The organism is Streptomyces sp. NPDC004732 (assembly GCF_040609235.1).
GTDB lineage: Bacteria > Actinomycetota > Actinomycetes > Streptomycetales > Streptomycetaceae > Streptomyces.
This window is the reverse complement of the sequence record NZ_JBEXJR010000012.1, coordinates 118066-142448: the sequence shown is the minus strand read 5'-3', so window position 1 is coordinate 142448 and position 24383 is coordinate 118066. Positions and strand designations below refer to the sequence as shown.

Sequence of the window (24383 nt, the reverse complement as noted above, 5' to 3'; positions counted from 1 at the left end):
CACAGGTGGGTGATGATGGAGGGGGCAGGCGCCCGCTGTCCGTAAAAAGCACCAAAAGTGTCACCGGCGCTCGTGGCCGGATCGGCATGTGTACGACTTGGAGAGATTTCCATGGCACCGCGCATCCTGCTGGCCAGGCACGGACAGACGGAGTGGTCGCTGTCCGGAAAGCACACCGGCAGGACCGACATCCCCCTCCTGGAGGAGGGCCGTCGTGGCGCGAAGCTCCTGGGCGAGCGGCTGCACCGCGCGCCCTTCGACGGCCTCCCGCATGTCGAGGTGCGCACGAGCCCGCTCTCCCGCGCGCGGGAGACCTGCGAGATCGCCGGGTTCGGCGACCGCGCGACCACCTGGGACGCGCTCATGGAGTTCGACTACGGCGCGTACGACGGCATGACCCCCGCCGACATCCAGGCGATCCGCCCCGGCTGGTTCATCTGGCGGGACGGCGTCCCCGAGGGCGAGACGCTGGCGCAGGTCTCCGCGCGCGCGGACGAGGTCGTGGAGTGGGCGCGCAGCGCCGACCGTGACGTACTGGTCTTCGCGCACGGCCACATCCTGCGGGTCATCGGGGCGCGCTGGCTGGGGCTCGGCATCGAGTTCGCCGCCCGCATCCGCCTCAATCCGACATCTCTTTCGGTCCTGGGCTGGGCCTACGGAGAGCCTGCCGTCGAGTCGTGGAACGAGACGGGGCACCTCGCGTAGCCGCCCGGGACGGCTACACCGCGCGCGGCAGGGAGGCATGTTTCTCCAGGAACTCGCTGACGCCGGTGGTGCTGCGGTGCGGCAGGAGCACCCGTGCCGTCGTGGCGAGCATCGACTGGATGCGTGAGGACTGCACCTCGATGAGGAGCGCGAGGACCCGCAGCCCCGCCTCGGCCGCCTCGTCGGGGCGGCCCGCGCGGGCCAGGTCGTCGGCGAGCTCCGCGGTGTAGAGCGCGATGTTCCGGGTGAACTGCGGGGTCTGCGAGGACGCGATGGCCGCGGCGAGCCGGGCGTGCCCCGAGGCCCGCCCCCACTCGCCGAGGGCGGACCAGCACTGCGCCTCGAGACCGGCCAGCTCGGCCGGGCCGTAGAAGCTCATCCACTCCGGGTCGTCGTCGCCCGGCCCCCGGTCGAAGAGGCTGTGGGCGCGCAACAGCGCCTGCTCGCAGCCCCCGCGGTCGCCGAGCCCCGCCCAGCCCCCGGCCTCCCGCAGCGCGATCAGGGAGAGCAGCCGGTGCGAGCCGAAGTGGCGGGCCGCGCGGGTGGCCGCCTGCGCCGCCCGCACCGCCTCCCGCGGGCGTCCCGCGTCGCGCGCCAGGAAGGCCGTGTTGCAGAAGGCGTGCGCCTCCAGGGCGGCGTCGCCGCAGACCCGGGCCGTGGCGAGGGCCTCGGCGTAGTGCGAGCGGGCGTCGTCGAAGCGGCCCGAGTCGTGGGCCAGCCAGCCGACGGAGATCGCCAGTTCACCGGCGCCCGCGTGCAGCCGGTCCGAGGTGGTCTGCCGGGTGGTGGTCCCCGCGTCGAGCAGGGTGTAGGCGGTGCGCAGGGGGGCGGCGGCGCGCCGGTAGAGGCCGTCGGCGCCGTGCCGGTCGTCGAGCAGCCTGATCTTGCGGACGGCCTCCTCGACCGCGTGGACCTCGGCCTCGCCGACCCTGCGGCCGCACAGGGCGGCGGCCTCCGCGGGGCCGCTCAGGGTGAGGCCGACGGGTCCCAGGGCCGCGGCCACGGTGGCCGTGGAGCCGGTCATGAACGCGCGACGCTGCACGTCGCTCTCCTCGTGGGTCTGGACCGTGTACGGATCACAGGCGCGGGGGTCGGGCTCGGTGCGGGCCCCCCTTCCGCGCACCAGCGCGCGGGGCGCGAATCCCAGGTCCGTCAGGGTCCGGCCCGGGAACATGTGCAGGAACACGCGCTCGTAGGCGTAGTTGGGGCAGCGGATCTCGCCCGCCTCCACGCGCCCGACGTAGCGTGCGTCGCAGCTGACCCGCTCGCCGATCTCGCGGGCGGCCCGCCGGACCGCCGCGGCGAACTCGCCGGGTGAACGCTTTCCACGGAGCTGCCGGAAAGCAAGGTTCGGTCGTGGGGACTGAGTTGACGATGTCATCGGTGACGACGCCATGGCCGGACCCTCTCGTGCGGATCGTGCCGGATCGTGCACACGCTCGCGCACTGGACGCCGCGCCCGCGCACTGGATCTCGCGGGCCTGCCCCTGTTCCGGCGGAGCACGAACGTACCGGCTGTGATGGGTCCACCACACCGAGTTTGGCTACAAACCGGATATCTCACCCGGGATCCGCCATGAACTGCCATCCTTTGCGGCGGCGCGCCGCAGTGCCTGTTGACGCCCTGCCGCGTTGAACAACGAGGAGCGGGAGCAGGGCGGCTGCCGCACTGACGAGGAGGGGTTTCCTTGTTGGAGATCGGCGCGGAGAACAACGACTTCCGTACGGCGAACCGCGCGAGCGGCCCGCCCCCGGCGTCCCGCACGACGGCGCGGCACTGGCCCACGCAGGAGGGCAGCGCACCGCCGCCCCCCGGCCCCGAGCCCTGCGACGACGAGTGCTGCGACCTCGTCACCGTCCCCGCCAGGCAGGGCCTCGAAGCGGTCGACATCCTGCGCCGCGGGTCGGCCGACACCATCGGCCCCGTGCTGCACGACGGGGGCTGCGACACCCTCGGCTTCCTCGTGCCGCCCGGCACCGCCGACGGCTGGGACCTGCCGGGCAGCGCCTGCACCCAGACCTTCGGACGCGGCATGCGCGTGTACGCGGACCCGGCACCGGGACCCACAGGCCCCGTCGTCCCCGACCCGCCGGTCGCGGGCACCGGCTGGCTGCTCCCGCCGGACGGCGAGAACGACCCCGTCACCGACCCGGCCGTCCTGCGGGCCGCGCTCGGCCAGGCGGCCCGCACCATCGAGGCCGCCGACAACTGCCGCTGAGCGGCCCCCGCAGCACCCCGCAGCACCCTGCGCCCAGTCCCCGCGCCCCTGCCACATGCTCGTTCCCGCCCTGCCTCCGCCCCGCCCCCGCCCCGTCGGCGGGCCGCGCCGTCCACGTACGCCGATAATGGCCTGATGGCAAGGAACAAGCGGTCCCGGGAGGCGCGGGAAGCCGTCGTCGAGAAGGTCGACGGCGGGCTCGCCGAGCTCATACCCGACCGGGACAGGCCGCGCGCCTGGACCCTGCTCGTCGACGGCGCACCGCAGTCCCACGTGGACCTCGACGACCCCGCGTACCTCAACTTCGAGTACCAGCGCAGAATCGGCCACATCGCCGACCTCGTCGCCCCGCCCGGCAAGCCGATCCACGCCCTGCACCTCGGCGGCGGCGCCTTCACCCTCGCCCGCTACGTGGCCGCGACCCGCCCCCGCTCCACCCAGCAGGTCGTCGAGCGCGACACCGCCCTCGTCCAACTCGTCCGTCGCGAACTGCCGTTGGACCCCCAGTCGCGGATCCGGGTGCGCGGCACCGACGCCCGCGAAGCCCTCGCCAAGATCGCCGACGGCTGGGCCGACCTCGTCGTCGCCGACGTCTTCAGCGGGGCACGCACCCCCGCCCACCTCACCAGCACCGAATTCCTCACCGACGTCCGCAGGGTCCTGAAGCCCGGCGGGTACTACGCGGCGAACCTCGCCGACGGCCCGCCCCTCGCGCACCTGCGCGGCCAGCTCGCCACCGCCGCCGCGCTCTTCCCCGAGCTCGCCCTCGCCGCCGACCCCGCCGTGCTCCGCGGCAAACGCTTCGGCAACGCCGTGCTGCTCGGCTCCGACCGGGAGCTGCCCGTCGCCGAACTGACCCGGCGCTGCGCGGGCGACCCGCACCCCGGCAGGCTCGAACACGGCCGCGGGCTCAAGGACTTCAGCGGGGGAGCCGCGGCCGTCACGGACGCCGCGGCGGTCGCCTCGCCCGCACCGCCGCCATCGGTCTTCCGCTGACGGTCATGGCGGCGGGCCGCGTGCCGGTCAGTACTTGTCGATGTCCACCCGGGGCGCCGTGTCGTGCCAGGTGCAGAACACCGACACCCGGGCCGCGCCACCCGTGAACTCCACGCGGATCCACTTGTCCTGCTTCCACGTCTGCACCGACCAGCCCGCCGCCGGAGTCGCCGAGACGAGCGTCGCCGAGTTCTTGCCGAGATCGAAGACGACCCGGCCGCCCGCGGTGTTGTAGCTCTTCACCGTGCCGGTGGCGGAGCTCGTGGGCGGGGGTGAGGTGGGCTTGCCGGAGTGCGTTCCGGACGGGGTGGGCGACTTCGGGGGCTGCTGCGACTTTGACGGGTTCGGTGACTTCGTGGGCTTTTGCGACGGCGGGGGCCCGGCGCGGTGCGTCGAGGAGACGATGGGCTCCGTGCCGCCCTGGCCACCGTCGTCGGCCGCCAGCGGCAGGGCGCGCGGCGGGTCGTAGGCGGTACCCGCCATCACCGTGTGGACGCCCCACCAGGACAGCGTGACCGCCGCGCCCGTGGCGAGCGACCATGCGATTCCGTGTACGAGTCCTCTGTGCATCGCGGGCCATACTGCACCACGCGCCGCACATGTGTCCTGTGGGGGACCGGGCTCCCGCGGACGACCGGGTTCCGCCGTATGGCGTACGGTGCCGCCCATGGCAAGTGTGCTCGTCGTCGAGGATGACCAGTTCGTACGCTCCGCCCTCATCCGGCATCTGACCGAGGCATCGCACACCGTGCGCAGCGTCGGCACGGCCCTGGAGGCGCTGCGGGAGGTCGCCCATTTCCGTTTTGACGTGGTGATCCTGGATCTCGGCCTGCCCGACCTCGACGGGTCGGAGGCGCTGAAGATGCTCCGCGGGATCACGGACGTCCCCGTGATCATCGCGACCGCGCGGGACGACGAGGCGGAGATCGTACGGCTCCTGAACGACGGCGCCGACGACTACCTCACCAAGCCGTTCTCCGTCGAGCACCTCTCGGCGCGCATGGCCGCCGTGCTGCGCCGCGCGCGGGTCACGGCGGGCGAGGCGCAGCCGGGCAACGTGCTCCAGGTCGGCGGGCTCTGCATCGACCCGCTGCGGCGCCAGGCCGAGCTGGACGGCGCGCGGCTCGACCTGACCCGACGCGAGTTCGACCTGCTGGCCTTCCTCGCCGGGCGGCCCGGCGTCGTCGTGCCGCGCAAGGAGCTGCTCGCCGAGGTCTGGCAGCAGAGCTACGGCGACGACCAGACCATCGACGTACATCTGTCGTGGCTGCGGCGGAAGTTGGGCGAAACGGCCGCGCGTCCGCGCTACCTCCACACCCTGCGCGGGGTCGGCGTGAAGCTGGAGCCGCCGGTGCCGGAGCCACAGCTGTGAGGTGGGCCCTCGTCAAGGTCTGCCTGGCCGTCACCACGATGGTCGTGGTGGCCTTCGCGGTGCCGCTCGGCCTCGTCGTCAAGGAGATGGCGAGGGACCGTGCCATCTCGAACGCGGAACGGCACGGCGCGGGCATGGGCCCCACGCTCTCCATCACCACCGACCGCGCGGAGCTCACCCGGGCCGTCGCCTCGTCCGAGGCGGGCGGCGACGGACGGATGGCCGTGTACGTGCCTGCCGTCGGGGACGCCGACGCCTTCGAGGTCGGCGACCCGAGGGCCGGGGCGCGAGCGGTGGAGGCCACCCGCAAGGAGGGCCGGGCCAGGACCACCGGGGTGCCCGGCGGCTTCGTGGTCCTGCAGCCGACCGCGCTCAGCTCGGGCACGGCGGTCGTGGAGATCTACGTCCCCGAGGCCGAGGTCAGCAATGGCGTGACGACGGCGTGGGTGGTGCTCGCGGGCGTCGGTATCGCCCTCGTCATCGGCTCGGTCGCGGTCGCGGACCGGCTCGGCGTACGCATGGTCCAGCCCGCGAAACGCCTGGTGGGCGCCGCGCACGAGCTCGGCGAGGGAAAGCTGGGGGCGCGGGTGCCGGAGGAGGGGCCCACCGAACTGCGGCTCGCCGCGGTGGCGTTCAACTCGATGGCCGACCAGGTCGTACAACTCCTGGCCAACGAGCGGGAGCTGGCGGCCGACCTCTCCCACCGGCTGCGGACACCCCTGACGGTGCTGCGGCTCAACGCGGCCTCGCTCGGCGAAGGCGACGCGGCGGAGCAGACCCGCACGGCGGTCGAGACGCTGGAGCGCGAGGTCGACACGATCATCCGCACCGCCCGTGACGCCAAGCCGCAGACGGCCATGGCCGGCCCCGGCGCGGGCTGCGACGCGGCCGAGGTGATCAGGGAGCGGATGTCCTTCTGGTCGGCGCTCGCCGAGGACGAGGGGCGCGAGGTCCGGGTGGCGGGCGTCGACAGGCCGGTCCGGATACCGGTGGCCCGCCCCGAACTGGTCGCCGCGCTCGACGCGCTGCTCGGCAACGTCTTCCGGCACACGGCCGAAGGCACGGCCTTCTCGGTCGACGTCCACAACGGCGAGGACGCCGTGATCGTGCTCGTCTCCGACGCGGGCCCCGGCATCGCCGACCCCGAGGCCGCGCTCGCCAGGGGCGCGGGGTCCGGCGAGGACGGCTCCACGGGGCTCGGCCTCGACATCGTGCGCCGCCTCGCCGAGTCCACGGGCGGCGACCTGCGCATCGGCAGCTCGGTCCTCGGCGGCACGGAGGTCCGCATCTGGATACAGCTGGGGTCTCACCGGCCGGTGGTGGGGCGCCCGGGGCACCGGGGGGCGGCGGTGCGTCGCCGGCGGCGTGCTCCCAGCGGGGGCTGAGCTTTTCCGGCCGGGGGCTTTTCTGCGGGTGGGTGGGGGTTGCTCGCGCAGTTCCCCGCGCCCCTAAAAACACCCCCCGCGAGCCGCAGTCGGACCCGACCTTTAACCACTCCCGATCTCTTCCTTAAGTGCGTCCTAAGATCCTCAACTCGGCGCAGGGTTACCCCTTTTGTCGTCCTCCGCGCGGCTAGCGTGATCGCACCCCCACCCCCGTACAGCTAAGGCAGGAACGCGATGAGCAGCACGCACCGGCGCACGGTGAGCACCCGGTCCAAGGTCATCGGCGGACTCGTCGCCGCGTCCCTCGTCGGCGGCGGCGCCTTCCTCCTCTCCGGCACGGCGCTGGCGACGAAGGCCCCGGCCGACAAGCCCACGGAGCCCACGGAGTCCACGCAGGCCGCCACCAAGTTCGCGCCCTTCGTCGACACCTCCCTCGCCCCGGCCTACGACCTCCTCGACACCGCGGAGAAGACCGGCGTGAAGGAGTTCAACCTCGCCTTCATCACCTCCGGCGGCGGCTGCGAGCCCCTGTGGGGCGGCACCACCGGCCTCGGTGACGACAAGGTGGCCGCGCAGATAGGCGACCTGCGCGCCAAGGGCGGCGACGTCCGCGTCTCCTTCGGCGGGGCCGCGGGCTCCGAGCTCGGCCTCAAGTGCGACAGCGCCGACGCCCTCGCCAAGGCGTACGGCAAGGTCGTCGACGCCTACGAGCTGACCAAGGTCGACTTCGACATCGAGGGCGCCGCCCTGCCCGACACCGCGGCCAACACCCGCCGCTCCCAGGCGATCGCCCAGCTCCAGAAGGAGCACCCGGACCTGAACGTGTCGTTCACGCTGCCCGTGATGCCCGAGGGCCTGACCCAGCCCGGCGTCGACCTGCTCGCCAACGCCAAGGAGAACGGCGTGCAGGTCGACGCGGTGAACATCATGGCCATGGACTACGGGCCGTCCTACAGCGGTGACATGGGCAAGTACGCCATCGACGCCGCCACCGCCACGCAGCAGCAGATCAAGGGTGCCCTCGGCCTGTCCGACGAGGCGGCCTGGCAGGCCGTCGCGGTCACCCCGATGATCGGCGTCAACGACGTCACCACCGAGGTCTTCAAGGTCGACGACGCCACGGAGCTGGTGAAGTTCGCCGAGGAGAAGGACCTCGGCTGGCTCTCGATGTGGTCCTCGACCCGCGACAAGGCGTGCGAGGGCGGCTCGGGCGGCGGTGCCTCGCCGGTCTGTTCCTCGATCGAGCAGGAGCCGCTCGCCTTCACGAAGGCCTTCGGCGCCTACAAGTAGGTCCCTGCCCCTCCTGACCCCCGAACCATCGCCCCCACGGCGCCTCGACCGGTACCCCCCACCCGGTCGGGGCGCCCACCCCTGTCCCGTACCTCCCGTACTACGCCTTCGACGCCCGCCACTCCGACGCGTAGTCGTTGAAGATCGACCGCAGGTGATGCCCGATCTTCAGGTAGTCGAGGTCGTCGAGGTTCGCGAGCGACACCCGCACCGACCATTCGGGACCTTCGAAGCCGCCGCCGTTCAGGAGCACCACGTGCGTCTGCTCGGCGAGGCGGAACAGCGGGTCGACCGGCTCGTAGTTCTTCTCCAGGAAGTCGGCGAAGTCCTTGCCGTGGACGCGTTCCGCCTCGGCGAGCAGGTCGAGCTCGATGTAGTAGCCCGCCCGGTGCGGATCGTCCGAGATCTTCATCTCGGCGCCCTCCAGGAGGAGTTCGAGCCGCTGCTGCACGATCGCGCGGATGCGCAGCTTGTACGCCTGCCCTTCCTCCAGCATGTCGAAGAGGGAGAAGAGCACCATCATCATCTGCTGGGGGAGGGACAGCCCCGAGGTGTGGTTCAGCGCCACCTGCCGGGAGTCCGCGACGAGCCGGTCGATGAACTTGATCTTCTCCGGCTCCAGCGTCAGCGTGCCGTACCGCTTGGCGAGCCGGTCCTTCTCCGCCTGCGGCAGCGCCGCGATCATCTTGTCGATGACGTTGTCGTCGTTCAGCCCGATCACGCCGAGCCGCCAGCCGGTGGCGCCGTAGTGCTTGGAGTACGAGTAGACGAGCAGCGTGTTGCGCGGCAGGTCGGCGGCGACGGACCGGAAGCCCTCGACGAACGTGCCGTACACGTCGTCCGTCACGATCAGCAGGTTCGGGTTCGACGTGGCGACGATCTGCTGGAGCTGGTCCGCGACCCGCTGACTCAGCGCGAGCGAGGGCGGGTTGGAGGGGTTGACCAGGCAGACCATCCTGATGTCCGGGTCGGCGAGCTTGGCGACCTCCTCCTCCGGGTAGCGCCACTCCCGCACGCCCGCCTCGGCGAACATGCTGGCCTCGACGTACGTCACGTCGAACTCGTACGTGTCGAGCTCGGGGATCTCGACGTACGGCGTGAACACCGGCACCATCAGGGCGATCTTGTCGCCCTTGTGCAGGACCCCGTTCTTCATGAGCGAGTCGAAGATGTAGCACATCGCGGCCGTGCCGCCCTCGGTGGCGAACAGGCTGAGGTTGCCCGGCGGGGGTTTGTGGTCGAACATCTCGTCGGCGACGTAGCCGCGCACGATCTGCTCGGCGTGGTTCAGCATCCGGTCGGGGACGGGGTAGTTGTCGCCGACCGAGCTGTCCGTCAGCTCGTGGATGAAGTCGTCCCGGTCGAAGCCGAACCGCTCGACGGCGTACTCGACGCACTTCTGGAGCAGCCCGATGCCGGGCAGGTCCGGGTGCTGCCGCACGAAGGTGTCGAAGCGGGCGCCCGACCCCTTCTTCTCCGGCATGCCACCGAGGTCGTCGGCGGTCCACACCCTCCTCGACTCCGAGAGGGCGAAGTAGCCGAGCGCGTAGAAGGCCTCGCGGGGCCCGGTGGCGATCCAGTTGGGGTTGCCGCGTCCCGCGTTGAGCATCTGGACGCTGGACGTCTCCTTCTGCCCCGGCTTGTCGGCCTGTACCGCCTGGGCGATCTGGATGAACTTGTCCTTCAGCTCGAAGGGGCTGAGCTGGGCGAAGGACTGGATTTCCTCGCGGGTGAAGGTGGTCTTGGGCACGGCTCGTTCCTCCGGGGATCAGTGGTGGAGCAGGACGATGACGGCTCCCCAGATCGTCAGGAGCACGTTTCCGACGGCGTACGGGATCGTGTAGCCGAGCGTCGGGATCTGGGACCTGGACGATTCGTTGATCGCGCCGATCGCCGCGGTGGTCGTCTGGCCGCCCGCGAGGACGCCCATCAGGATGGGGAAGCGGATCTTCTGCACGTAGTGCCCGAAGAGGAAGCCGACGATCAGCGGGATCACCGTGGCGACCGCACCGAACACGAGCAGGCCCCAACCGGCCGTCGAGAGGCCGGAGGTGAAGCTCGGACCCGCGTTGATGCCGACCACCGCGACGAACAGGCAGAGCCCGAGCGTGTCCATGAACCACTGGGCGCCGGGCGGAACGTTCCCGTACGTCGGGTACTTGCCGCGGATCCACCCGAAGACCAGGCCCATGATCAGCGCGCCGCCGGACGTGGAGAGCGAGATCGGCACGCCGCCCGCGGTCAGCGCCGGGATGCCGATGCAGCCGCCGAGGAAGATGCCGAGCCCCACCCAGATCATGTCGGTGGCGAAGGACGTCGGGACGGGCTTGCCGAGCTCCTTGCCCGCCGGGTCCACCAGGCGTTTGGGGCCGGTGAGGATCAGGGTGTCGCCGCGCTCCAGCTTGGTGGAGAGGCGGTAGGGGAAGTCGGCGCCGGAGCGGTACAGCTTGTCGATGTACACACCGACCATGAACGGCTCGCGCCGCAGGTCCCCGATGGTCCTGCCCAGGTGGTCCTTCTCGGAGGCCACGACGTGCAGTGACTCGGTCTGGTAGCCGAGGAGTTCGACGTCGTCGGTCTCGGCGCCGATGTGCGTCCTGGCGTCGAACTCGACGAGCGAGCCGCGCAGCGCGCTCATCGCCACGACGTCGCCCTCGCGCAGGGCGAGCTGCTGGTCGTGGTCGAGGATGTTCCCCTCCCTGCGTACGCGCGTGATGTAGACCCGGCGGCCCAGCTCGCGCTGCTGGTTCTCGAAGTCCTCGACGGTGCGGCCCACGAGGTCGGGGCGCTGGATGGTGTAGGCGCGCAGGACGACCTCGTAGTAGCCCTCGGCGAGGTCGGGGTCGTCGCCTGGGGCGTCCAGCTCCTTGGCCAGGGCGGCGGATTCGGCCGCGAGGTCCTTGCGGTAGAGCTTGGGCAGGATGTTGGCGAGCAGCATCGCGCAGAGGATCGTGCCGAGGGGATACGTCACCGCGTACCCGATGGCGACCAGGTTCGACTCGCTCTTGACCTGCGCGGAGCTGAGCCCCGGCAGATTGGAGATCGCGTCGCCCGCGACACCGATGACGGCGGACTGGGTGAGCGCCCCGCCGAGCAGACCGGCCGAGAGCCCGGGGCCGTAGCCGAGCAGCGCGGCGAAACCCCAGCAGACGAGCAGGCCGGTCACGCAGACCACGACCGCGTTGAGGACCTGCGGAAGACCGTCCTTCTTCAGGCCGCGGAAGAACTGCGGGCCGACCTTGTAGCCGAGCGCGAACAGGAACATCGTGAAGAAGAGGTTCTTCACGGTGCCGTCGATGTCGACCTTGAACTGCGCCCCGAGCAGCAGCCCCGCGATGAGGCAGCCGGTGACCGCGCCGAGCCCGATGGCCTTGTAGCGCAGCTTCCCGAAGAGGAAGCCGATCGCCACGGTGATGAAGACGAGCAGCTCGGGATGGGGCTGGAAGATGTTCCGGTTGAGGAAATCGATCATTTTCTACGCTCCGGACGCGCCACGTCAGGCGCCGAGTACGCCGACGAGGATCGGCCCGGTCAGAGGAAGCAGGAAGTTCGAGAGGGCGTAGGTGATCGTGTAGCCCAGCAGCGGGACCGAGCTCTGGGCCACCTGGGTGACGGAAGTGATCGCCGGGGTCGAGCACTGCTGGCCCGCGATGGCGCCGATCAGGAGCGGTTTCTCGATCTTCAGGAGCTTGCGGCCGACGAGGAGGGAGATCGTCGCGGGCACCAGGACCATCGCGATCCCGGCGAACGGAAGCAGCGCCCCGTACTGCTTGAGCAGCGGCCAGGCCTGCGGCCCCGACACGAGCCCCGTACAGGCGATGAAGATCGCCAGGCCCATGTCCTTGAGGGTGTTCGCGGCCTGCGGCGGGAACGCCCCGAAGGTCTGCTTGCGGGAGCGGAACCAGCCGAAGAGCAGCCCGGAGATCAGACAGCCGCCGCCCGTGCCGAGCGACATGGGTACGTCGCCGAAGTGCACGACGACCTGCCCGAGCAGGGAACCTGCGGCGATGCCCAGACCCAGATAGATGAAGTCGGTGGCGTCGTTCTTGACGACCGAGCCGATCCTCGCGACCAGCTTGGTCAGGCCGGAGCGCGCGCCCACCAGGGTGAGCACGTCGCCGCGGCGCACGGTGGTGCCACCGGTCGCGGGCAGGTGCTGGTCGCCGCGCAGCACGTCGGTGACGTACACGCCGTCCTTGATGAACTCGGGGTGCTCGCGCTGGAGGGCGTCCACGCTCATGCCGTCCGTCGACTTCTCGGTGACGGCGACCTGGGTGGTGGCCAGCGGGGTGTCGACGCCGGGGATGCCGGGGGTCTCGGGGCCGATGAGGTGCCCGGACTCGATGACGTTGGCGCGGCGGCCGACCACCAGGACCAGGTCGGAGAGGGTGAGCGCCAGGCCGGGCGCGGGCGTCAGGTTCCTGCTGCCCCGCTTGACGGCTTCGACGGTGACCCGGCCTTCGAGATCCGACTCCAGGTCGCCGACGGTCCTGCCGTCGGCCGTGGTCACCAGATAGGTGCGGCCGACCATGCCCGGGAGTGCCTGGCGCTCGTCGGGCTCCAGGCCGCCGCCCGAGCCGCGCATCTTCTCCCACAGCTCGCGCGAGGCGTCCCGCAGGTTGATGCGCAGCATCATCGGCATGATCTGGCTGGTGTAGAGCACGATGGTGATCAGGCCGAAGAGGTAGCAGACCGTGTACGCGGTGGCCACGTGCCCCTGGTACTGGGTGATCTGGTCCGGGGTGAGGCCGTCGAGCTTGCCGATGGCCTCGGTCGCCGTACCGACGACGGCCGACTCGGTGGCCGCGCCCGCCAGGATGCCCGACGCCGTGCCGACGTCCAGGTCGAAGGCCTTGGCGAGGCCGAACGCGATGCCCAGGACGCAGACCAGCTCGATGCCGCAGAGCGCGAAGAAGCGCAGGCTCTCGCGGTTGAGGTTGGAGAAGAACTGCGGGCCCGCGAGATAGCCGAGGGCGAAGATGAAGAGCGCGAAGAAGATCGTCTTGACGTCGTCGGAGACGACGACCTCGGCCCAGGCGCCGAGCAGCAGCGAGACGATCAGCGTGCCGCAGATGCCGCCCAGGGTGATGGGGCCGACGCGCACCTTGCCCACGAGGTAGCCCAGGGCGAGGCAGATGAACAGCGCGAACTCGGGGTGATCACGGAGTACACCCACCGGCGCTCACCGCGCCTGGTCTATGGCGATATGAGGCGTATATGGCATAGGGGCAACCTAAGGAGCCGGGCGGCGTGCTGCCACTCGGCTCCCGGGCTGCCGCTCCCCGCAGGTCAGTCCGCGGCGTACTCGCGCGGCAGCTCACCGGCGCCCGCCACCGTCGCATACCAGCGGGCGCTGGACTTCGGCGTGCGGACCTGCGTCTCGTAGTCGACGTACACCGCGCCGAAGCGCTTGCCGTAGCCGTACGACCATTCGAAGTTGTCCAGGAGCGACCAGAGGTAGTAGCCGCGGACGTCGGCGCCGTCGGCGATGGCCCGGCGGACGGCGGCCAGATGACCGTGCAGGTAGGCGATGCGCTCCGGGTCGTGGACGCGGCCCTCGGGATCGGGCTTGTCGTCGTAGGCCGCGCCGTTCTCGGTGACGTACAGCGGGAGGCCGGGTGCCTCACGCGCGTACCGCATGATCAGCTCGTGCAGCCCGGTCGGGTCGATGGTCCAGCCCATCTCGGTGCGCTCGCCGGGCGTCTGGTGGAAGGCGACGTCGTCGGAGCCCGGCCAGGGGGAGTGGTCGCTGGCCCCGTGCCCGTCGGCGCGCCTGCTCCCCGGTCCTTCCGGCGCGGCCGACACCAGCGCGGGCGTGTAGTAGTTGAGGCCCAGCGCGTCCAGCGGCTGGTGCGCGGCGGTCAGGTCGCCCTCGCGCACGCAGGACCAGTCGGTGACCCGGGCCGTGTCCGCGAACAGCTCCGCCGGGTAGGCGCCGTGCAGCATCGGGCCGTGGAAGATGCCGTTGGCGAGGTTGTCGATGCGCCGCCGGGCGTCCTGGTCCCGCGGGTCGTCGGAGACCGGCCTGACCACCGCGGAGTTGAGGCTCACCGCGACCTGGGCGCGGGCGGGCAGGGCGGCGCGCAGGGCCTGTGCGCCCAGGCCGTGCGCGAGGTTCAGGTGGTGGGCGGCGTGCAGGGCGGCCGCCGGGTCGGTGCGGCCGGGGGCATGGACGCCGGAGCCGTAGCCCAGGAAGGCGCTGCACCAGGGCTCGTTGAGCGTGATCCAGGACGAGACGCGGTCGCCGAGCGCCTCGCCGACGATGGACGCGTACTCGGCGAACCGCAGGGCGGTCTCCCGCACCGGCCAGCCGCCCGCGTCCTCCAGCTCCTGCGGCAGGTCCCAGTGGTAGAGGGTCAGGGCGGGTTTGATGCCCTTGGCGAGCAGCTCGTCGACGAGGCGCCGGTAGAAGTCGAGGCCGCGCTGGACGGCGGGGCCGCGCCCGGTGGGCTGCACGCGCGACCAGGAGACGGAGAACCGGTAGGCGTTCAGCCCGAGGTCCGCCATGAGCGCCACGTCGTCGCGGTAGCGGTGGTAGTGCTCGACGGCGACGTCACCGGTGTCGCCGCCCGCGGTGCGGCCCGGGGTGTGGCTGAAGGTGTCCCAGATGGAGGGGGTGCGGCCGTCCTCGCGCACGGCGCCCTCGATCTGGTACGCGGAGGTGGCCGCGCCCCAGAGGAAGTCCGCCGGAAAGGTAATGGGTTCAGGCATGGAAGCGCTCCCATGGATAGGGGGAAGAGGCGTACGTAAGAGAAGGGGCCGGGGGAAGTCCGGGAGCCCGCAGGCCCCCGGAGGCCTCCCGAAGGGTCAGCCCTTGACCGCGCCCTGCATGATGCCGCTCACGATCTGCTTGCCGAACAGGAGGAACGCGAGCAGCAGCGGCAACGTGCCGAGCAGCGCGCCCGCCATGATCACGGCCCGGTCGGGGATGTAACCCGTGCCGAGGGAGTTGAGCGCCACCTGCACCGTCGGGTTCGACTGGTTCAGCGCGATGATCGGCCACAGGAAGTCGTTCCAGGCCATGACGAACGTCAGCAGGCCGAGGACCGCCATGGCGGGCCGCGCCGCCGGGAACACCACGTGCCAGATGATCCGCAGACTGCTCGCCCCGTCCATCCGCGCCGCCTCGATCAGCTCGCTCGGCAGCGCCTGCATCAGGTACTGCCGCATGAAGAAGACCCCGAAGGCGCTCACGAACGTCGGCAGGATCACCGCCTGGAGCTGATTGGTCCACTGCAGGTCCGCGACCCACAGATACAGCGGTACGACGCTGAGCTGCGGCGGCACCATCATCGTGCCGATGGTCAGCAGGAGCAGCGCCCCGCTGAACCTGAACTTCAGCTTGGCGAAGGCGAATCCGGCGATGGTGGAGAACAGGACCGTGCCGATGGTGATGCTGCCCGCCACGATCGTGGTGTTCAGCATCGCGTCACCGAGGCTCGCCTCCGTCCACGCCCGTTCGAGGTTCTTGAAGAGGTTGCCGCCGAACCACACGGGCGGCGGCGTCTGGGCGAGCCGTCCGCTCGTGCGCGAGGCCGCGACGGCCGTCCAGACCAGGGGCGCCAGCGAGATCGCCGTGAACAGCACGAGGACCGCGTACGTGAGAGGGCCCGCGTGCATCGTCCGCCCGGCCTGCTGGCCCAGGGGGCGCGCCTTCCTCGCCGGGTCCGCCGTACGGGCCTTCGTCGGCTCCACCGTGCGGGCCTTCATCGGTCCTTCCTCAGGCGTCGGGCGATCAGCATGTTGACCGCGGCGATGAGCAGCAGGATGACGAGCATCAGCCAGGCGACGGCCGACGCCCGCCCCAGATGGCCGTTGATCCAGCCCTGGTCGTACAGATAGAGCCCCAGGGTCTGGAACTGGTGGTCGGCGCCGCCCTTGGACCCGGCCGTGCCGCCGAACAGCAGCGGCTCACCGAAGAGCTGGGTGGCCCCGATCGTGGAGACGACCACCGTGAACAGGATCGTCGGCCGCAGCATCGGGATCGTCACGTGCCGGAACTGCTGCCAGCGCGAGGCGCCGTCCAGCGCGGCCGACTCGTACAGGTCGTGCGGCACGGCCTGCATCGCCGCCAGATAGATCAGCGCGTTGTACCCGGTCCACCGCCAGATGACGATCGACGACACGGCGAACTGCGAACCCCACGAGGATTCCCGCCAGTTGACCGGGTCGAAGCCGACGGAGCCGATCAGCCAGTTGACCATCCCGCCGTCCCACGCGAAAAGGAGCGTGAAGACCAGCGAGGCGCTCGCCACGGACGTCGCGTAGGGGGCGAGCATCGCGACCCGCCACAGGGTGGAGCCGCGCAGCTTGTAGTTGAGCAGGTGCGCGATGCCGAGCGCGACGGCCAGCTGGGGGACGGTGGAGATGATCCCGATGGTGAAGGTGTTGCCGAGCGCGTTCCAGAAGTACTCGCTCTGCAGCAGGTTGGTGTAGTTGTCCAGGCCCAGCCAGGTGCTGTCGTCGAGATTGGTCAGCTCCAGGCGGTGCAGCGAGGCCCAGCCGGTGTAGAGGAGCGGGAAGAGGCCGAAGGCGCCGAAGAAGAGGAAGAACGGCGCGACGAAGACGTACGGCGACGCCTTGATGTCCCAGCGGTACAGGCGGCTGCGCCAGGGCGACGGCGTGCGGGAGGTCTTGCTCCCGGTCGCGGCCGGGGCCGCGCCCCCTTGTCCGGGGGACGCGGTCTCGGCGTACTCAGCGGTCTCGGACATGCGCGTCACTGTCCCAGAACATCCTTGATCTCCTTCTGGGCCGCCTCCCAGCCCTCCTCGGGAGACTTGCCCTGCTGCTCCACCTGGAGCACACCGATGTCGGTGATGGACTGGCCGATCTGGGCGTCCTTGATGCCGTAGACGGCCGAGGGGGTGTTCTTCGCGATGTCGGCGAAGATCTGCGTGATGGGCGCGTCGTTGAAGTACGCCTTGGTGGCCGCCGACGGCTTCAGCGTGCTGTACGCCGACGGGGTGGACGGGAAGCTGGCCTGCTTGGCGAAGACCTTCGCGAGCTGCTCGGGCCGGGTGAGCCAGACGGCGAGCTCGGTCGCCTCCTTCTTGTGCTTGCCCGCGCTCGGCACGCCGAGGAACGTGCCGCCCCAGTTGCCGTCCGTCGGCGCCTTGGCCATGTCCCACTGGCCCTTGCCCTCCGGGCCGCCCTTCTCCTGGATGTAACCGGCCATCCAGGCGGGGCAGGCCACCGTGGCGAACTTGGCGTTGGCGAAGCCCTGGTCCCACGTCGGGTCGAACTGCTTGAGCTTGGCGGACATGTCGCCCTGTGCGACCTTCATCGCCGCGTCCCAGGCGTCCTTGCGGCCCTGGCTGTCCTCGTAGATCTCCTTGCCGCCCTTGTCGTAGTACCGCTCGGTGGCACCGGCGAACACGGCGTTGTAGACGCTGGAGGCGGAGTCGACGAACTTGGTGCCCTTGGGCGCCTTCGCCATGTACTTCTTGCCGAGCGCGACGTACTTGTCCCAGTCGCCCGCCCACTCCTTCGCGAGCTTCTCGCGGTCGGTGGGGAGCCCGGCCTTCTCGAAGAGGTCCTTGCGGTAGCAGAGCGCGGTCGGGCCGATGTCGACGCCGAGGCCGATCGTCTTGCCGTCCTCGGTCGTGGCCTGCTGCCACTTCCAGTCGAGGTACGTCGACTTGTCCACGCCCTTCGCCTTGCCCAGGTCCTCGAACTTGGCGCCCTGCGTCTGTACGACCTCGGTGATGTTGCTGACCTCTATGGCCGCGACGTCGTTGACGCCCGCGCCGGACTGCAGCTGGGTGAGCAGCTTCGGGTAATAGGCGTCGTTCCGCTCGATCACGTTCTCTTTGATCTTGATGTTCGGATGCGACTGCTCGTACTCCTCGTAGAGGCCTGCCTGCTTCAGGCCCAGCACGCCGAACGTGCCCACGTTGAGCGTGACCTTGCCGTCGCCCGCCGAGCCGCCTTCGTCGTCGCTCGAACAAGCGGCCAGCAGGCTCGTGGCCAGCGCGGCCGTGGCCGCGTACGCCACGAGTCGGCGGGATCGACGGGACCGGCGGAATGTGCTGCTGCGCATGACGTCCTCCTGTTGCCTGACGTGCCGACCCCCCGGCCAACTGCACTGCTGGGCCCGTTGGTTCACTCTGCGGCTCGGGCGGGGAACGTGCGGGATGTGTACGTGTCAGGTAGTGTGGGAGCGCTCCCACAAGTGATGAGTTGAAGACTCGTGGCTGGCGCCGGGGGTGTCAAGGGACCGGACAGGGAGTTACGTCTTCGGTTATCGGGCCGTTACGGGACGTCTGTGGATCGGCCCGGCGGACCGGCGAAGATCGGGCTGTTACATTCCTCGCCGGGGGAAGTGTGACGGGAGGCGGACTATGGCAGCTCACGCGGCGCGCGGCCGCAGCGGCGGACGGCCCACTCTGGAAGAGGTGGCGGCGCGGGCGGGGGTCGGCCGGGGGACCGTGTCCCGAGTGATCAACGGTTCGCCGCGGGTGAGCGAGGCGACCAGGACCGCCGTCGAGGCCGCCGTGGCCGAGCTCGGGTACGTGCCCAACACCGCGGCGCGCGCCCTGGCCGCCAACCGCACGGACGCGATCGCCCTGGTCGTGCCCGAGCCGGAGACCCGCTTCTTCGCCGAGCCGTACTTCTCCGACGTCCTGCGCGGAGTGGGCGCCGAGCTCAGCGAGACCGAGATGCAGCTGCTGCTGATCTTCGCGGGCAACGACCGCAGGCGCCAGCGCCTCGCCCAGTACCTCGCGGCCCACCGCGTCGACGGAGTCCTCCTGGTCTCGGTGCACGCCGACGACCCGCTGCCCGACCTGCTCGCCCAGCTGGAGATCCCCGCGGTGATCAGCGGCCGCCGCTCCGCCGAGGAGGCGCTGCCCTCCGTCGACTCCGACAACTACGCCGGGGCCTGCTCCGCCGTGGAGCACCTGCTGTCGCGCGGGCGCACCGCCATAGCCACCATCACCGGCCGCCTCGATGTGTACGGAGCCCAGCGCCGCCTGGACGGCTACCGCGCCGCGCTGCAGGAGGCGGGCCACCCGGTGGACGAACGGCTGATCGCGCAGGGCGACTTCACGGAGGAGGGCGGCCGCCGGGCGATGCGGGAGCTGCTCGCCGCCTGCCCCGAGGTGGACGCGGTCTTCGCGGGCTCCGACGTGATGGCGGCCGGTGCCCGCCAGGCGCTGCGCGAGGCGGGGCGCCGTATACCCGACGACGTGGCCCTCGTCGGCTTCGACGACTCGGCGATCGCCCGCCACATGGATCCGCCGCTGACGAGCGTGCGGCAGCCGATCGAGGAGATGGGGCGCGCGATGATCGACCTCCTCCTCGCCGAGATCGCGGACAGCCGCCCCGCCGCCGTCCGGCGCCTGGAGCGGCGCCAGCTGGTGCTCCCGACGCAACTGGTGGAGCGGGACTCTTCCTGAGCCGCGGGACCGTACTCCTGCTGACTGCTCCTGCTCCTGCTCCTACTCCTGCTCCTCGGCCCGCCCGGCGTCGCTCCCGGCGCTCGCGCGCAGGGCGTCCGCCGCCTCGCGGGCCTGCTCGGCGAGGTCGCGGTGCTCCGCGGCCCGCTGCGGCCGACCGTGCTCCTCGTGGTCGTGGGCGAGCCTGTGCTGGGCGTTGGACAGGGTCTCCAGGGCCGTCACGGCCTGCTGTCGCAGCCGGCGCACCCGGTCCTCCAGGGCGATCCGTGCCGAGGGGCTGCCGGGGACCAGCAACGAGCTGGAGGTGACCGACTCCCGGTCGATGGAGGCCTGGTCCCGCGCGTCACCGGCGTCCGCGCGCCGCAGCGCCGACGCGCTGCGGTCCAGCCGCGACTGGCTGGCCGTCAGAAGCTTCTGTATCCGGTCGATCTGTTCGTACGAGCGCTGCCGTCGGCTGGGGGGCTCCCCGCCCGCGGCGCGTTCCCGATCGTCGACCTGCGTCTCCCAGGCGGCGATGCGGCGCTCCCGCTCGTCCGCGGCCTCCTCGCGCCGGTCGGCACCGGCCTCGCGGGTGTCCGCGCTCCGCTCCCGCTCGTCGGCCCTGCGCTCGCGGGCGTTCGCCGCCGCCTCGCGTCGACGGCCGTTCGCGTCGGACGGACTGTTCTGCGGATCGGGTCCCATGGCGGCAGTATGCTCCGTCGGCCGCCCTCAGGAACGCGTGAACGGCCCGTACACTCACGGCCGAGGAGCCAGGCACATGAACTTTCCCCAGTACGGAGGCCCGGGTGACGGCGACGGCTGCGGTGTCGTCGACCACCACCCGGACGGCACCGCTGTCCGCTGTGCGGCGGCGGGCGCGTGGCACATCGCGTGGGAACACGAAGGCCCGGACGAGATCAGGACGTCATTCGTGTGCGAAGGCCACATGGAGACGGTGCGGGCCGCCCACCCCTATCTGGACAGACATCCGGTCGGCCCGGACTGCACGCACCCCCGTACGCGCTGGGTGGACAGCCGCATCGGCGCCTACTGCACGTCACCCGTGAAGATCGAGGACTCCGACTCCATGTCCGGCGAGACCTCGATCTGAATCGTCTTCTCGGCCTTCGGCAGCTCGCACGCCCACGTCACCGTGATGGACCGGCCCGCGAGGAGCTTCGTGTCGGGCCCGCCGTTCAGCCCGCGCTCGGTGTCGAAGATCGATTCGCTCGACTTGCCGTCCTTGCCGTAGGAGCAGCTGACGGAGAACGCCGACGTGTCGACGGTCGCCTTCCCGTTGTTCTTCACCCGCACGCCGAACTTGACGTACGGCGTGTTCTCCGGCGACCCGTACGAGCTGGACGTGCCACGGGCGAACTTCGACAGCTTCACCTCGACGTCGCTTTCGTACGTCACGGTGTCGTCGAGGCCTGCCACCTCCGCGTCGGAGCTCTCCTCGGACTCCTCGGGCGCCTCCTCCTCGACCGGCTCCTCCTCACCCGCGACCACGTCGTCCCCCGCCGCGGGCCCGGCGGAACTGGTGGTCTCCGGCTTCTTGTCGTCGTCGCGGCTGTTGACGACGACGATGCCCGTCACGACGACGGCGGCGATGACCGCGGCGGCCGAGCCGATGATGACCGCGTTGCTCGCGCCCTTCCGCGGCGGCGGAGGAGGAGGCTGCGGCGGAAATACGGGCGGCGGTGGCGGCGTGCTGTTGCTCATGGGTCCCCCCTGCAGTTGTGCTCTCTCTGCGCATGATGCGCCGTCGTGTGCATCATGTGAAGGAGGGGTGTCCGTTTCGTGATGCGGGAGAGGGTCCTGCCGCGCCGCGTTCACCGGCAGGCGCTGCGGACATGACGAAGGGCCGGTCCGCTTGCGCAGACCGGCCCTTGATCAATCAGGGTGAGTGACGGGACTTGAACCCGCGGCCACCTGGACCACAACCAGGTGCTCTACCAACTGAGCTACACCCACCATGTCCGGTCGTTTGTCGTTCTTCCGACCGGCCGAGAAAAAGTGTACAGGGTCCGAAGGGGTGCTCGCGCACACGTTTCCCGGACCCCGTACACAGGGCTCCTGCCGGGGCTATTCCGCAGGCAGGACGTGCTTGGCCGCGATCGTCCGCGCGGTCTCCGAGTCGGGTCCCGGCTGCGGGACGAAGATCGCCTCGCGGTAGTAGCGCAGCTCCGCGATGGACTCGCGGATGTCGGCGAGCGCGCGGTGGTTTCCGTTCTTGTCCGGACTGTTGAAGTACGCCCTCGGATACCAGCGCCGGGCCAGCTCCTTGATCGAGGAGACGTCGACGATGCGGTAGTGGAGGTACTCCTCCAGCGTCTGCATGTCCCGCAGCAGGAAGCCGCGGTCGGTGCCGACGGAGTTTCCGCACAGGGGAGCCTTCCGCGGCTCCTTGACGTGCTCACGTACATACGCCAGGACCTGCTCCTCGGCGTCGGCCAGCGTCGTGCCGCCGGCCAGTTCGTCGAGGAGCCCCGAGGCGGTGTGCATGGTGCGCACCACCTCGGGCATGGTCTCCAGCGCCGCGTCCGGCGGGCGGATCACGATGTCCACACCTTCGCCGAGCACGTTCAGTTCCGAGTCGGTGACCAGTGCGGCCACCTCGATAAGTGCGTCGTCCGTCAACGAGAGCCCGGTCATCTCGCAGTCGATCCACACCATGCGATCGTTCATGCGTCTTACCCTACGGCGCACTCCTCTGCCCGGGCAGAGGTGCACGCCCTGGCGCGTACGCGTCCGAGTTCGGCTTGCCTGGCTCGGTCGGCAGCGAGGTCGAAGGGCCGAGCGCACTCGCGGCTGCCGTACGCCTGGTCTGGGACGGCACAGGACCGGCCTCCACCAGGGTGGGCACCGCCTGCGCCGTCGCCGGCACGGACTCCAGTGCCCGCTCGCCCTGCGGCCTGCGGGCGCGGTAGGCGGCCCGGTAGGCAGCGGGGGACGAACCCAGCTGACGTCGGAAGTGCCCCCGCAGCGCCACGGGCGACCGGAAGCCGCAGCGGCCCGCGACCTCGTCGACGGAGTAGTCGGAGGTCTCGAGCAGCCGCTGTGCCTGGAGCACCCGCTGGGTGATCAGCCACTGCAGCGGCGCGCTGCCCGTGAGCGAACGGAACCTGCGGTCGAAGGTGCGCCTGCTCATATAGGCGCGCGCGGCCAGCGTCTCCACGTCGAACTGCTCGTGGAGGTGCTCCAGCGCCCAGGCGACGACCTCGGCGAGCGGGTCGGCGCCGATCTCCTCCGGTAAAGACCTGTCGAGATAGCGCTCCTGGCCGCCGGCCCGGCGCGGTGGCACCACGAGCCTGCGGGCGAGTGCGCCCGCCGCTTCGTTGCCGTGGTCCGTGCGCACGATGTGCAGACAGAGATCAATTCCGGCCGCAGTGCCCGCGCTCGTCAGGACGTCCCCGTCGTCGACGAAGAGCTCGCGCGGATCCACGTGGACGGATGGATAGCGCTTCGCGAGCGTCGGCGCGTACATCCAGTGGGTGGTCGCCGGACGGCCGTCGAGCAGCCCGGCCGCGGCGAGCACGAACGCCCCCGTGCACAGCCCGACGATGCGGGCGCCCTCCTCGTGCGCGCGACGCAGTGCGTCGAGCGCCTCCGGTGGTGGCGGCGATGTGATCGACCGCCAGGCGGGCACGACGACCGTGCCGGCCCGGCCGATCGCCTCGAGGCCGTGTGGCGCGGTGAGTTCCAGTCCGCCGGTGGTCCGCAGCGGGCCCTCCTCACCGGCACACACCAGCAGCCGGTAGCGGGGGACCCCCGCGTCCTGCCGGTCGATGCCGAACACGGAGAGCGGTATGGAGCTCTCGAAGATGGGACCGCCGCTGAAAAGCAGCACCGCTACGATCTCCCGGCGGCGACGCCCCGAGAGTTTCCGAGCCGCGGCCTCCGGCGCGGCAATGGAGTCGTGGCTCATGGTGCTAAACCCCCCTCGGGCTTCGCGGCTCCTGGTTCTTGCCGTGCTCGGCGTGCTTGACGTGCTTGACGCGCTTGCCTGGCTTGTCGCTCCTGCACGTTTCCCCTCGGTCCTCCACCAGTCCCCCGCCGTAATACAGTCAAGATCGAATCTACTGCGTCCCGTGCTGCCGGGGTGACCAGTTCATCACTCGGCAGATTGTCGACATGGCAACTTGGCGTGAAGCATTCGATCACGAAGCGTTGCACTCGGGCGGCTTGCTGGGAAGTGCGCCTTCGCTCCGTGGCCGGTCCCCGTAGGGTGCAGGCGGCCTGAGCGCGTCTTTCAGCCCTGGTCGGACGGGGGTTGAGGGGGCGTTCGGCCAAGAATTCGGCGGCCCCCGGAAGTTGGCTGAAAACATACGGGAGCGTGTGTGTGAATTGGTCAGTCCAACGGTGCACTATCGGCACTCTGACGAGTGCCCCTGTGCGCCCCCACACCCGTTCTGCCGTGCCGTCCGCGGTGCCCGTTGTTCTGTTCTGCAAGCAGTCGCGCGGCGCCGCGCTCGGACTGCCGCAGGAGCAGCCGGCACACCCCCGTGACGGCCACGAGTCCGAGCGCCGCGCCGGTGGCACCGGCGAGTGAGCCGCCGTACCCGACAAGGACGACGGGGACCAGCACGCAGCTGAACGCGGCCCAGCGGACCACGTCGCTCGCGGCGTCCTGCGGGGGCGCGTCCGGCGGCTCGTGGGTGCGCGGCGCGGGCACCACGGCGGGCCGCCGCTCGTGCGCTCCTTGCTCTGGTGAAGACTCGGGTGAAGAAGGGAAGCGGGTGGAAGGTGGGGACGCGGTCGAAGGTCCAGGCACGGCGTGCTCCCTGTGGCGATGGTGTACGGAGGTCCAGCGCTGTCCAACGCAAGGTGCGTCGGCGGGTCACTGGGAAGGCCTCCGGGTGGCGCCGGACGGGTGGGCAAACCGCCTGTAGGAGGCAGCAACCATTGCCATACGGGCGCGGCTCATGCATGCTCCGGTGAACGCCGGGAGGCCCTGTGCAGGCCCCGGTGCGGGCTCCGAGCGGGGCTCTTCGCACGCTCTGGGCAGAGGAGGAGTGTCGCCGTACCCTTGGGGGTATGG

The 24383-nt window shown here is 70.7% G+C and carries 22 protein-coding genes and 1 tRNA gene; 8 read left to right on the top strand and 15 right to left on the bottom strand.

Translation table 11 applies throughout. The features are described 5' to 3' along the window. Nucleotides 1-111 precede the first annotated feature (111 nt). On the top strand, nt 112-705 hold the full coding sequence (locus ABZV77_RS32775; protein ID WP_356264825.1) for a histidine phosphatase family protein: 594 nt from the start codon (nt 112-114) through the stop codon (nt 703-705). A gap of 13 nt (nt 706-718) precedes the next feature. On the opposite strand, the gene ABZV77_RS32770 is transcribed toward ABZV77_RS32775, so the two are convergent. Then, nucleotides 719-2101: a tetratricopeptide repeat protein gene (locus ABZV77_RS32770; RefSeq protein WP_356264822.1), complete on the bottom strand. Its 1383-nt coding sequence runs from the start codon at nt 2099-2101 to the stop codon at nt 719-721. Nucleotides 2102-2402: 301 nt separating this feature from the next. Here ABZV77_RS32770 and ABZV77_RS32765 point away from each other — a divergent pair, with 301 nt between their 5' ends. Together ABZV77_RS32765 and ABZV77_RS32760 are read left to right on the top strand one after the other, a co-directional pair. Beyond that, nucleotides 2403-2924 carry a hypothetical protein gene (locus ABZV77_RS32765; RefSeq protein ID WP_356265193.1) on the top strand — a complete coding sequence of 174 codons (522 nt, stop codon included), beginning with the start codon at nt 2403-2405 and terminating at the stop codon, nt 2922-2924. A 135-nt stretch (nt 2925-3059) separates the two neighbouring features. Then, nucleotides 3060-3920 (top strand): fused MFS/spermidine synthase, encoded by an 861-nt coding sequence (locus tag ABZV77_RS32760; protein ID WP_356264819.1) that lies wholly within the window; start codon nt 3060-3062, stop codon nt 3918-3920. 27 nt (nt 3921-3947) lie between these two features. On the opposite strand, the gene ABZV77_RS32755 is transcribed toward ABZV77_RS32760, so the two are convergent. Continuing rightward, complete coding sequence (locus tag ABZV77_RS32755) at nt 3948-4490, bottom strand: hypothetical protein (RefSeq protein ID WP_356264817.1); 543 nt, start codon at nt 4488-4490, stop codon at nt 3948-3950. A 97-nt stretch (nt 4491-4587) separates the two neighbouring features. Between ABZV77_RS32755 and ABZV77_RS32750 the strand changes: the two genes are divergently transcribed. The 3 genes from ABZV77_RS32750 to ABZV77_RS32740 all read left to right on the top strand — a co-directional run bounded on the left by ABZV77_RS32750 (nt 4588) and on the right by ABZV77_RS32740 (nt 7967). Beyond that, a complete protein-coding gene (locus tag ABZV77_RS32750) occupies nt 4588-5292 on the top strand; it encodes a response regulator transcription factor (RefSeq protein WP_356264814.1) in 705 nt (234 codons plus the stop codon). Continuing rightward, on the top strand, nt 5289-6677 hold the full coding sequence (locus tag ABZV77_RS32745) for a HAMP domain-containing sensor histidine kinase (protein WP_356264811.1): 1389 nt from the start codon (nt 5289-5291) through the stop codon (nt 6675-6677). The genes ABZV77_RS32750 and ABZV77_RS32745 overlap by 4 nt, the downstream gene beginning before the upstream one ends. Nucleotides 6678-6911: 234 nt before the next feature. Then, nucleotides 6912-7967, top strand: a complete 1056-nt coding sequence (locus ABZV77_RS32740) for a chitinase (RefSeq protein ID WP_356264808.1) — start codon at nt 6912-6914, stop codon at nt 7965-7967. Between the two features lie 100 nt (nt 7968-8067). Here the strand turns inward: ABZV77_RS32740 and ABZV77_RS32735 are convergent, their stop codons facing one another. The 7 genes from ABZV77_RS32735 to ABZV77_RS32705 all read right to left on the bottom strand — a co-directional run bounded on the left by ABZV77_RS32735 (nt 8068) and on the right by ABZV77_RS32705 (nt 18006). After that, the gene (locus tag ABZV77_RS32735; RefSeq protein WP_356264805.1) at nt 8068-9717 is read right to left on the bottom strand and encodes a bifunctional aspartate transaminase/aspartate 4-decarboxylase; all 1650 of its coding nucleotides are present in this window, start codon (nt 9715-9717) and stop codon (nt 8068-8070) included. 18 nt (nt 9718-9735) lie between these two features. After that, a complete protein-coding gene (gene aspT / locus ABZV77_RS32730) occupies nt 9736-11439 on the bottom strand; it encodes an aspartate-alanine antiporter (RefSeq protein ID WP_356264802.1) in 1704 nt (567 codons plus the stop codon). Between the two features lie 24 nt (nt 11440-11463). Then, a complete protein-coding gene (aspT, locus tag ABZV77_RS32725; protein WP_356264799.1) occupies nt 11464-13143 on the bottom strand; it encodes an aspartate-alanine antiporter in 1680 nt (559 codons plus the stop codon). A 113-nt stretch (nt 13144-13256) separates the two neighbouring features. Further along, complete coding sequence (locus tag ABZV77_RS32720) at nt 13257-14678, bottom strand: GH1 family beta-glucosidase (RefSeq protein ID WP_356264796.1); 1422 nt, start codon at nt 14676-14678, stop codon at nt 13257-13259. Between the two features lie 96 nt (nt 14679-14774). Next, entirely contained in the window at nt 14775-15587 is an 813-nt protein-coding gene (locus ABZV77_RS32715; protein WP_356265190.1) for a carbohydrate ABC transporter permease, read from the bottom strand. 86 nt (nt 15588-15673) lie between these two features. Then, entirely contained in the window at nt 15674-16678 is a 1005-nt protein-coding gene (locus ABZV77_RS32710; protein ID WP_356264793.1) for a sugar ABC transporter permease, read from the bottom strand. A gap of 5 nt (nt 16679-16683) precedes the next feature. Then, nucleotides 16684-18006 carry an extracellular solute-binding protein gene (locus ABZV77_RS32705; protein ID WP_356264790.1) on the bottom strand — a complete coding sequence of 441 codons (1323 nt, stop codon included), beginning with the start codon at nt 18004-18006 and terminating at the stop codon, nt 16684-16686. A 301-nt stretch (nt 18007-18307) separates the two neighbouring features. Here ABZV77_RS32705 and ABZV77_RS32700 point away from each other — a divergent pair, with 301 nt between their 5' ends. Next, nucleotides 18308-19363, top strand: a complete 1056-nt coding sequence (locus tag ABZV77_RS32700) for a LacI family DNA-binding transcriptional regulator (protein ID WP_356264787.1) — start codon at nt 18308-18310, stop codon at nt 19361-19363. Between the two features lie 42 nt (nt 19364-19405). Here the strand turns inward: ABZV77_RS32700 and ABZV77_RS32695 are convergent, their stop codons facing one another. Further along, entirely contained in the window at nt 19406-20044 is a 639-nt protein-coding gene (locus ABZV77_RS32695) for a hypothetical protein (RefSeq protein ID WP_356264784.1), read from the bottom strand. A 76-nt stretch (nt 20045-20120) separates the two neighbouring features. Between ABZV77_RS32695 and ABZV77_RS32690 the strand changes: the two genes are divergently transcribed. Next, nucleotides 20121-20453: a hypothetical protein gene (locus ABZV77_RS32690; protein ID WP_356264781.1), complete on the top strand. Its 333-nt coding sequence runs from the start codon at nt 20121-20123 to the stop codon at nt 20451-20453. Here ABZV77_RS32690 and ABZV77_RS32685 read toward each other — a convergent pair. The 5 genes from ABZV77_RS32685 to ABZV77_RS32665 form a co-directional block, all read right to left on the bottom strand. Further along, on the bottom strand, nt 20390-21064 hold the full coding sequence (locus ABZV77_RS32685; protein WP_356264779.1) for a hypothetical protein: 675 nt from the start codon (nt 21062-21064) through the stop codon (nt 20390-20392). The two genes, ABZV77_RS32690 and ABZV77_RS32685, sit on opposite strands and share 64 nt — an antisense overlap. Nucleotides 21065-21243: 179 nt before the next feature. Continuing rightward, nucleotides 21244-21316, bottom strand: a tRNA-His gene (locus tag ABZV77_RS32680). Between the two features lie 111 nt (nt 21317-21427). Next, entirely contained in the window at nt 21428-22030 is a 603-nt protein-coding gene (gene orn, locus ABZV77_RS32675; protein ID WP_356264776.1) for an oligoribonuclease, read from the bottom strand. Nucleotides 22031-22040: 10 nt separating this feature from the next. Next, the gene (locus ABZV77_RS32670; RefSeq protein WP_356264773.1) at nt 22041-23270 is read right to left on the bottom strand and encodes a helix-turn-helix domain-containing protein; all 1230 of its coding nucleotides are present in this window, start codon (nt 23268-23270) and stop codon (nt 22041-22043) included. Nucleotides 23271-23693: 423 nt separating this feature from the next. Next, the gene (locus ABZV77_RS32665; RefSeq protein ID WP_356265187.1) at nt 23694-24017 is read right to left on the bottom strand and encodes a hypothetical protein; all 324 of its coding nucleotides are present in this window, start codon (nt 24015-24017) and stop codon (nt 23694-23696) included. Nucleotides 24018-24383 lie beyond the last annotated feature (366 nt).

What these genes read in the sequence shown, in the direction of transcription:
- ABZV77_RS32755 (WP_356264817.1), bottom strand. Translation starts at nt 4,490, where the DNA reads ATGCACAGAGGACTCGTACACGGAATCGCATGGTCGCTCGCCACGGGC.
- ABZV77_RS32670 (WP_356264773.1), bottom strand. Translation starts at nt 23,270, where the DNA reads ATGAGCCACGACTCCATTGCCGCGCCGGAGGCCGCGGCTCGGAAACTC.
- ABZV77_RS32705 (WP_356264790.1), bottom strand. Translation starts at nt 18,006, where the DNA reads ATGCGCAGCAGCACATTCCGCCGGTCCCGTCGATCCCGCCGACTCGTG.
- ABZV77_RS32775 (WP_356264825.1), top strand. Translation starts at nt 112, where the DNA reads ATGGCACCGCGCATCCTGCTGGCCAGGCACGGACAGACGGAGTGGTCG.
- ABZV77_RS32770 (WP_356264822.1), bottom strand. Translation starts at nt 2,101, where the DNA reads ATGGCGTCGTCACCGATGACATCGTCAACTCAGTCCCCACGACCGAAC.
- ABZV77_RS32740 (WP_356264808.1), top strand. Translation starts at nt 6,912, where the DNA reads ATGAGCAGCACGCACCGGCGCACGGTGAGCACCCGGTCCAAGGTCATC.
- orn (WP_356264776.1), bottom strand. Translation starts at nt 22,030, where the DNA reads ATGAACGATCGCATGGTGTGGATCGACTGCGAGATGACCGGGCTCTCG.
- ABZV77_RS32750 (WP_356264814.1), top strand. Translation starts at nt 4,588, where the DNA reads ATGGCAAGTGTGCTCGTCGTCGAGGATGACCAGTTCGTACGCTCCGCC.
- ABZV77_RS32715 (WP_356265190.1), bottom strand. Translation starts at nt 15,587, where the DNA reads ATGCACGCGGGCCCTCTCACGTACGCGGTCCTCGTGCTGTTCACGGCG.
- ABZV77_RS32690 (WP_356264781.1), top strand. Translation starts at nt 20,121, where the DNA reads ATGAACTTTCCCCAGTACGGAGGCCCGGGTGACGGCGACGGCTGCGGT.
- ABZV77_RS32710 (WP_356264793.1), bottom strand. Translation starts at nt 16,678, where the DNA reads ATGTCCGAGACCGCTGAGTACGCCGAGACCGCGTCCCCCGGACAAGGG.
- ABZV77_RS32695 (WP_356264784.1), bottom strand. Translation starts at nt 20,044, where the DNA reads ATGGGACCCGATCCGCAGAACAGTCCGTCCGACGCGAACGGCCGTCGA.
- ABZV77_RS32700 (WP_356264787.1), top strand. Translation starts at nt 18,308, where the DNA reads ATGGCAGCTCACGCGGCGCGCGGCCGCAGCGGCGGACGGCCCACTCTG.
- ABZV77_RS32685 (WP_356264779.1), bottom strand. Translation starts at nt 21,064, where the DNA reads ATGAGCAACAGCACGCCGCCACCGCCGCCCGTATTTCCGCCGCAGCCT.
- aspT (WP_356264802.1), bottom strand. Translation starts at nt 11,439, where the DNA reads ATGATCGATTTCCTCAACCGGAACATCTTCCAGCCCCATCCCGAGCTG.
- ABZV77_RS32720 (WP_356264796.1), bottom strand. Translation starts at nt 14,678, where the DNA reads ATGCCTGAACCCATTACCTTTCCGGCGGACTTCCTCTGGGGCGCGGCC.
- ABZV77_RS32760 (WP_356264819.1), top strand. Translation starts at nt 3,060, where the DNA reads ATGGCAAGGAACAAGCGGTCCCGGGAGGCGCGGGAAGCCGTCGTCGAG.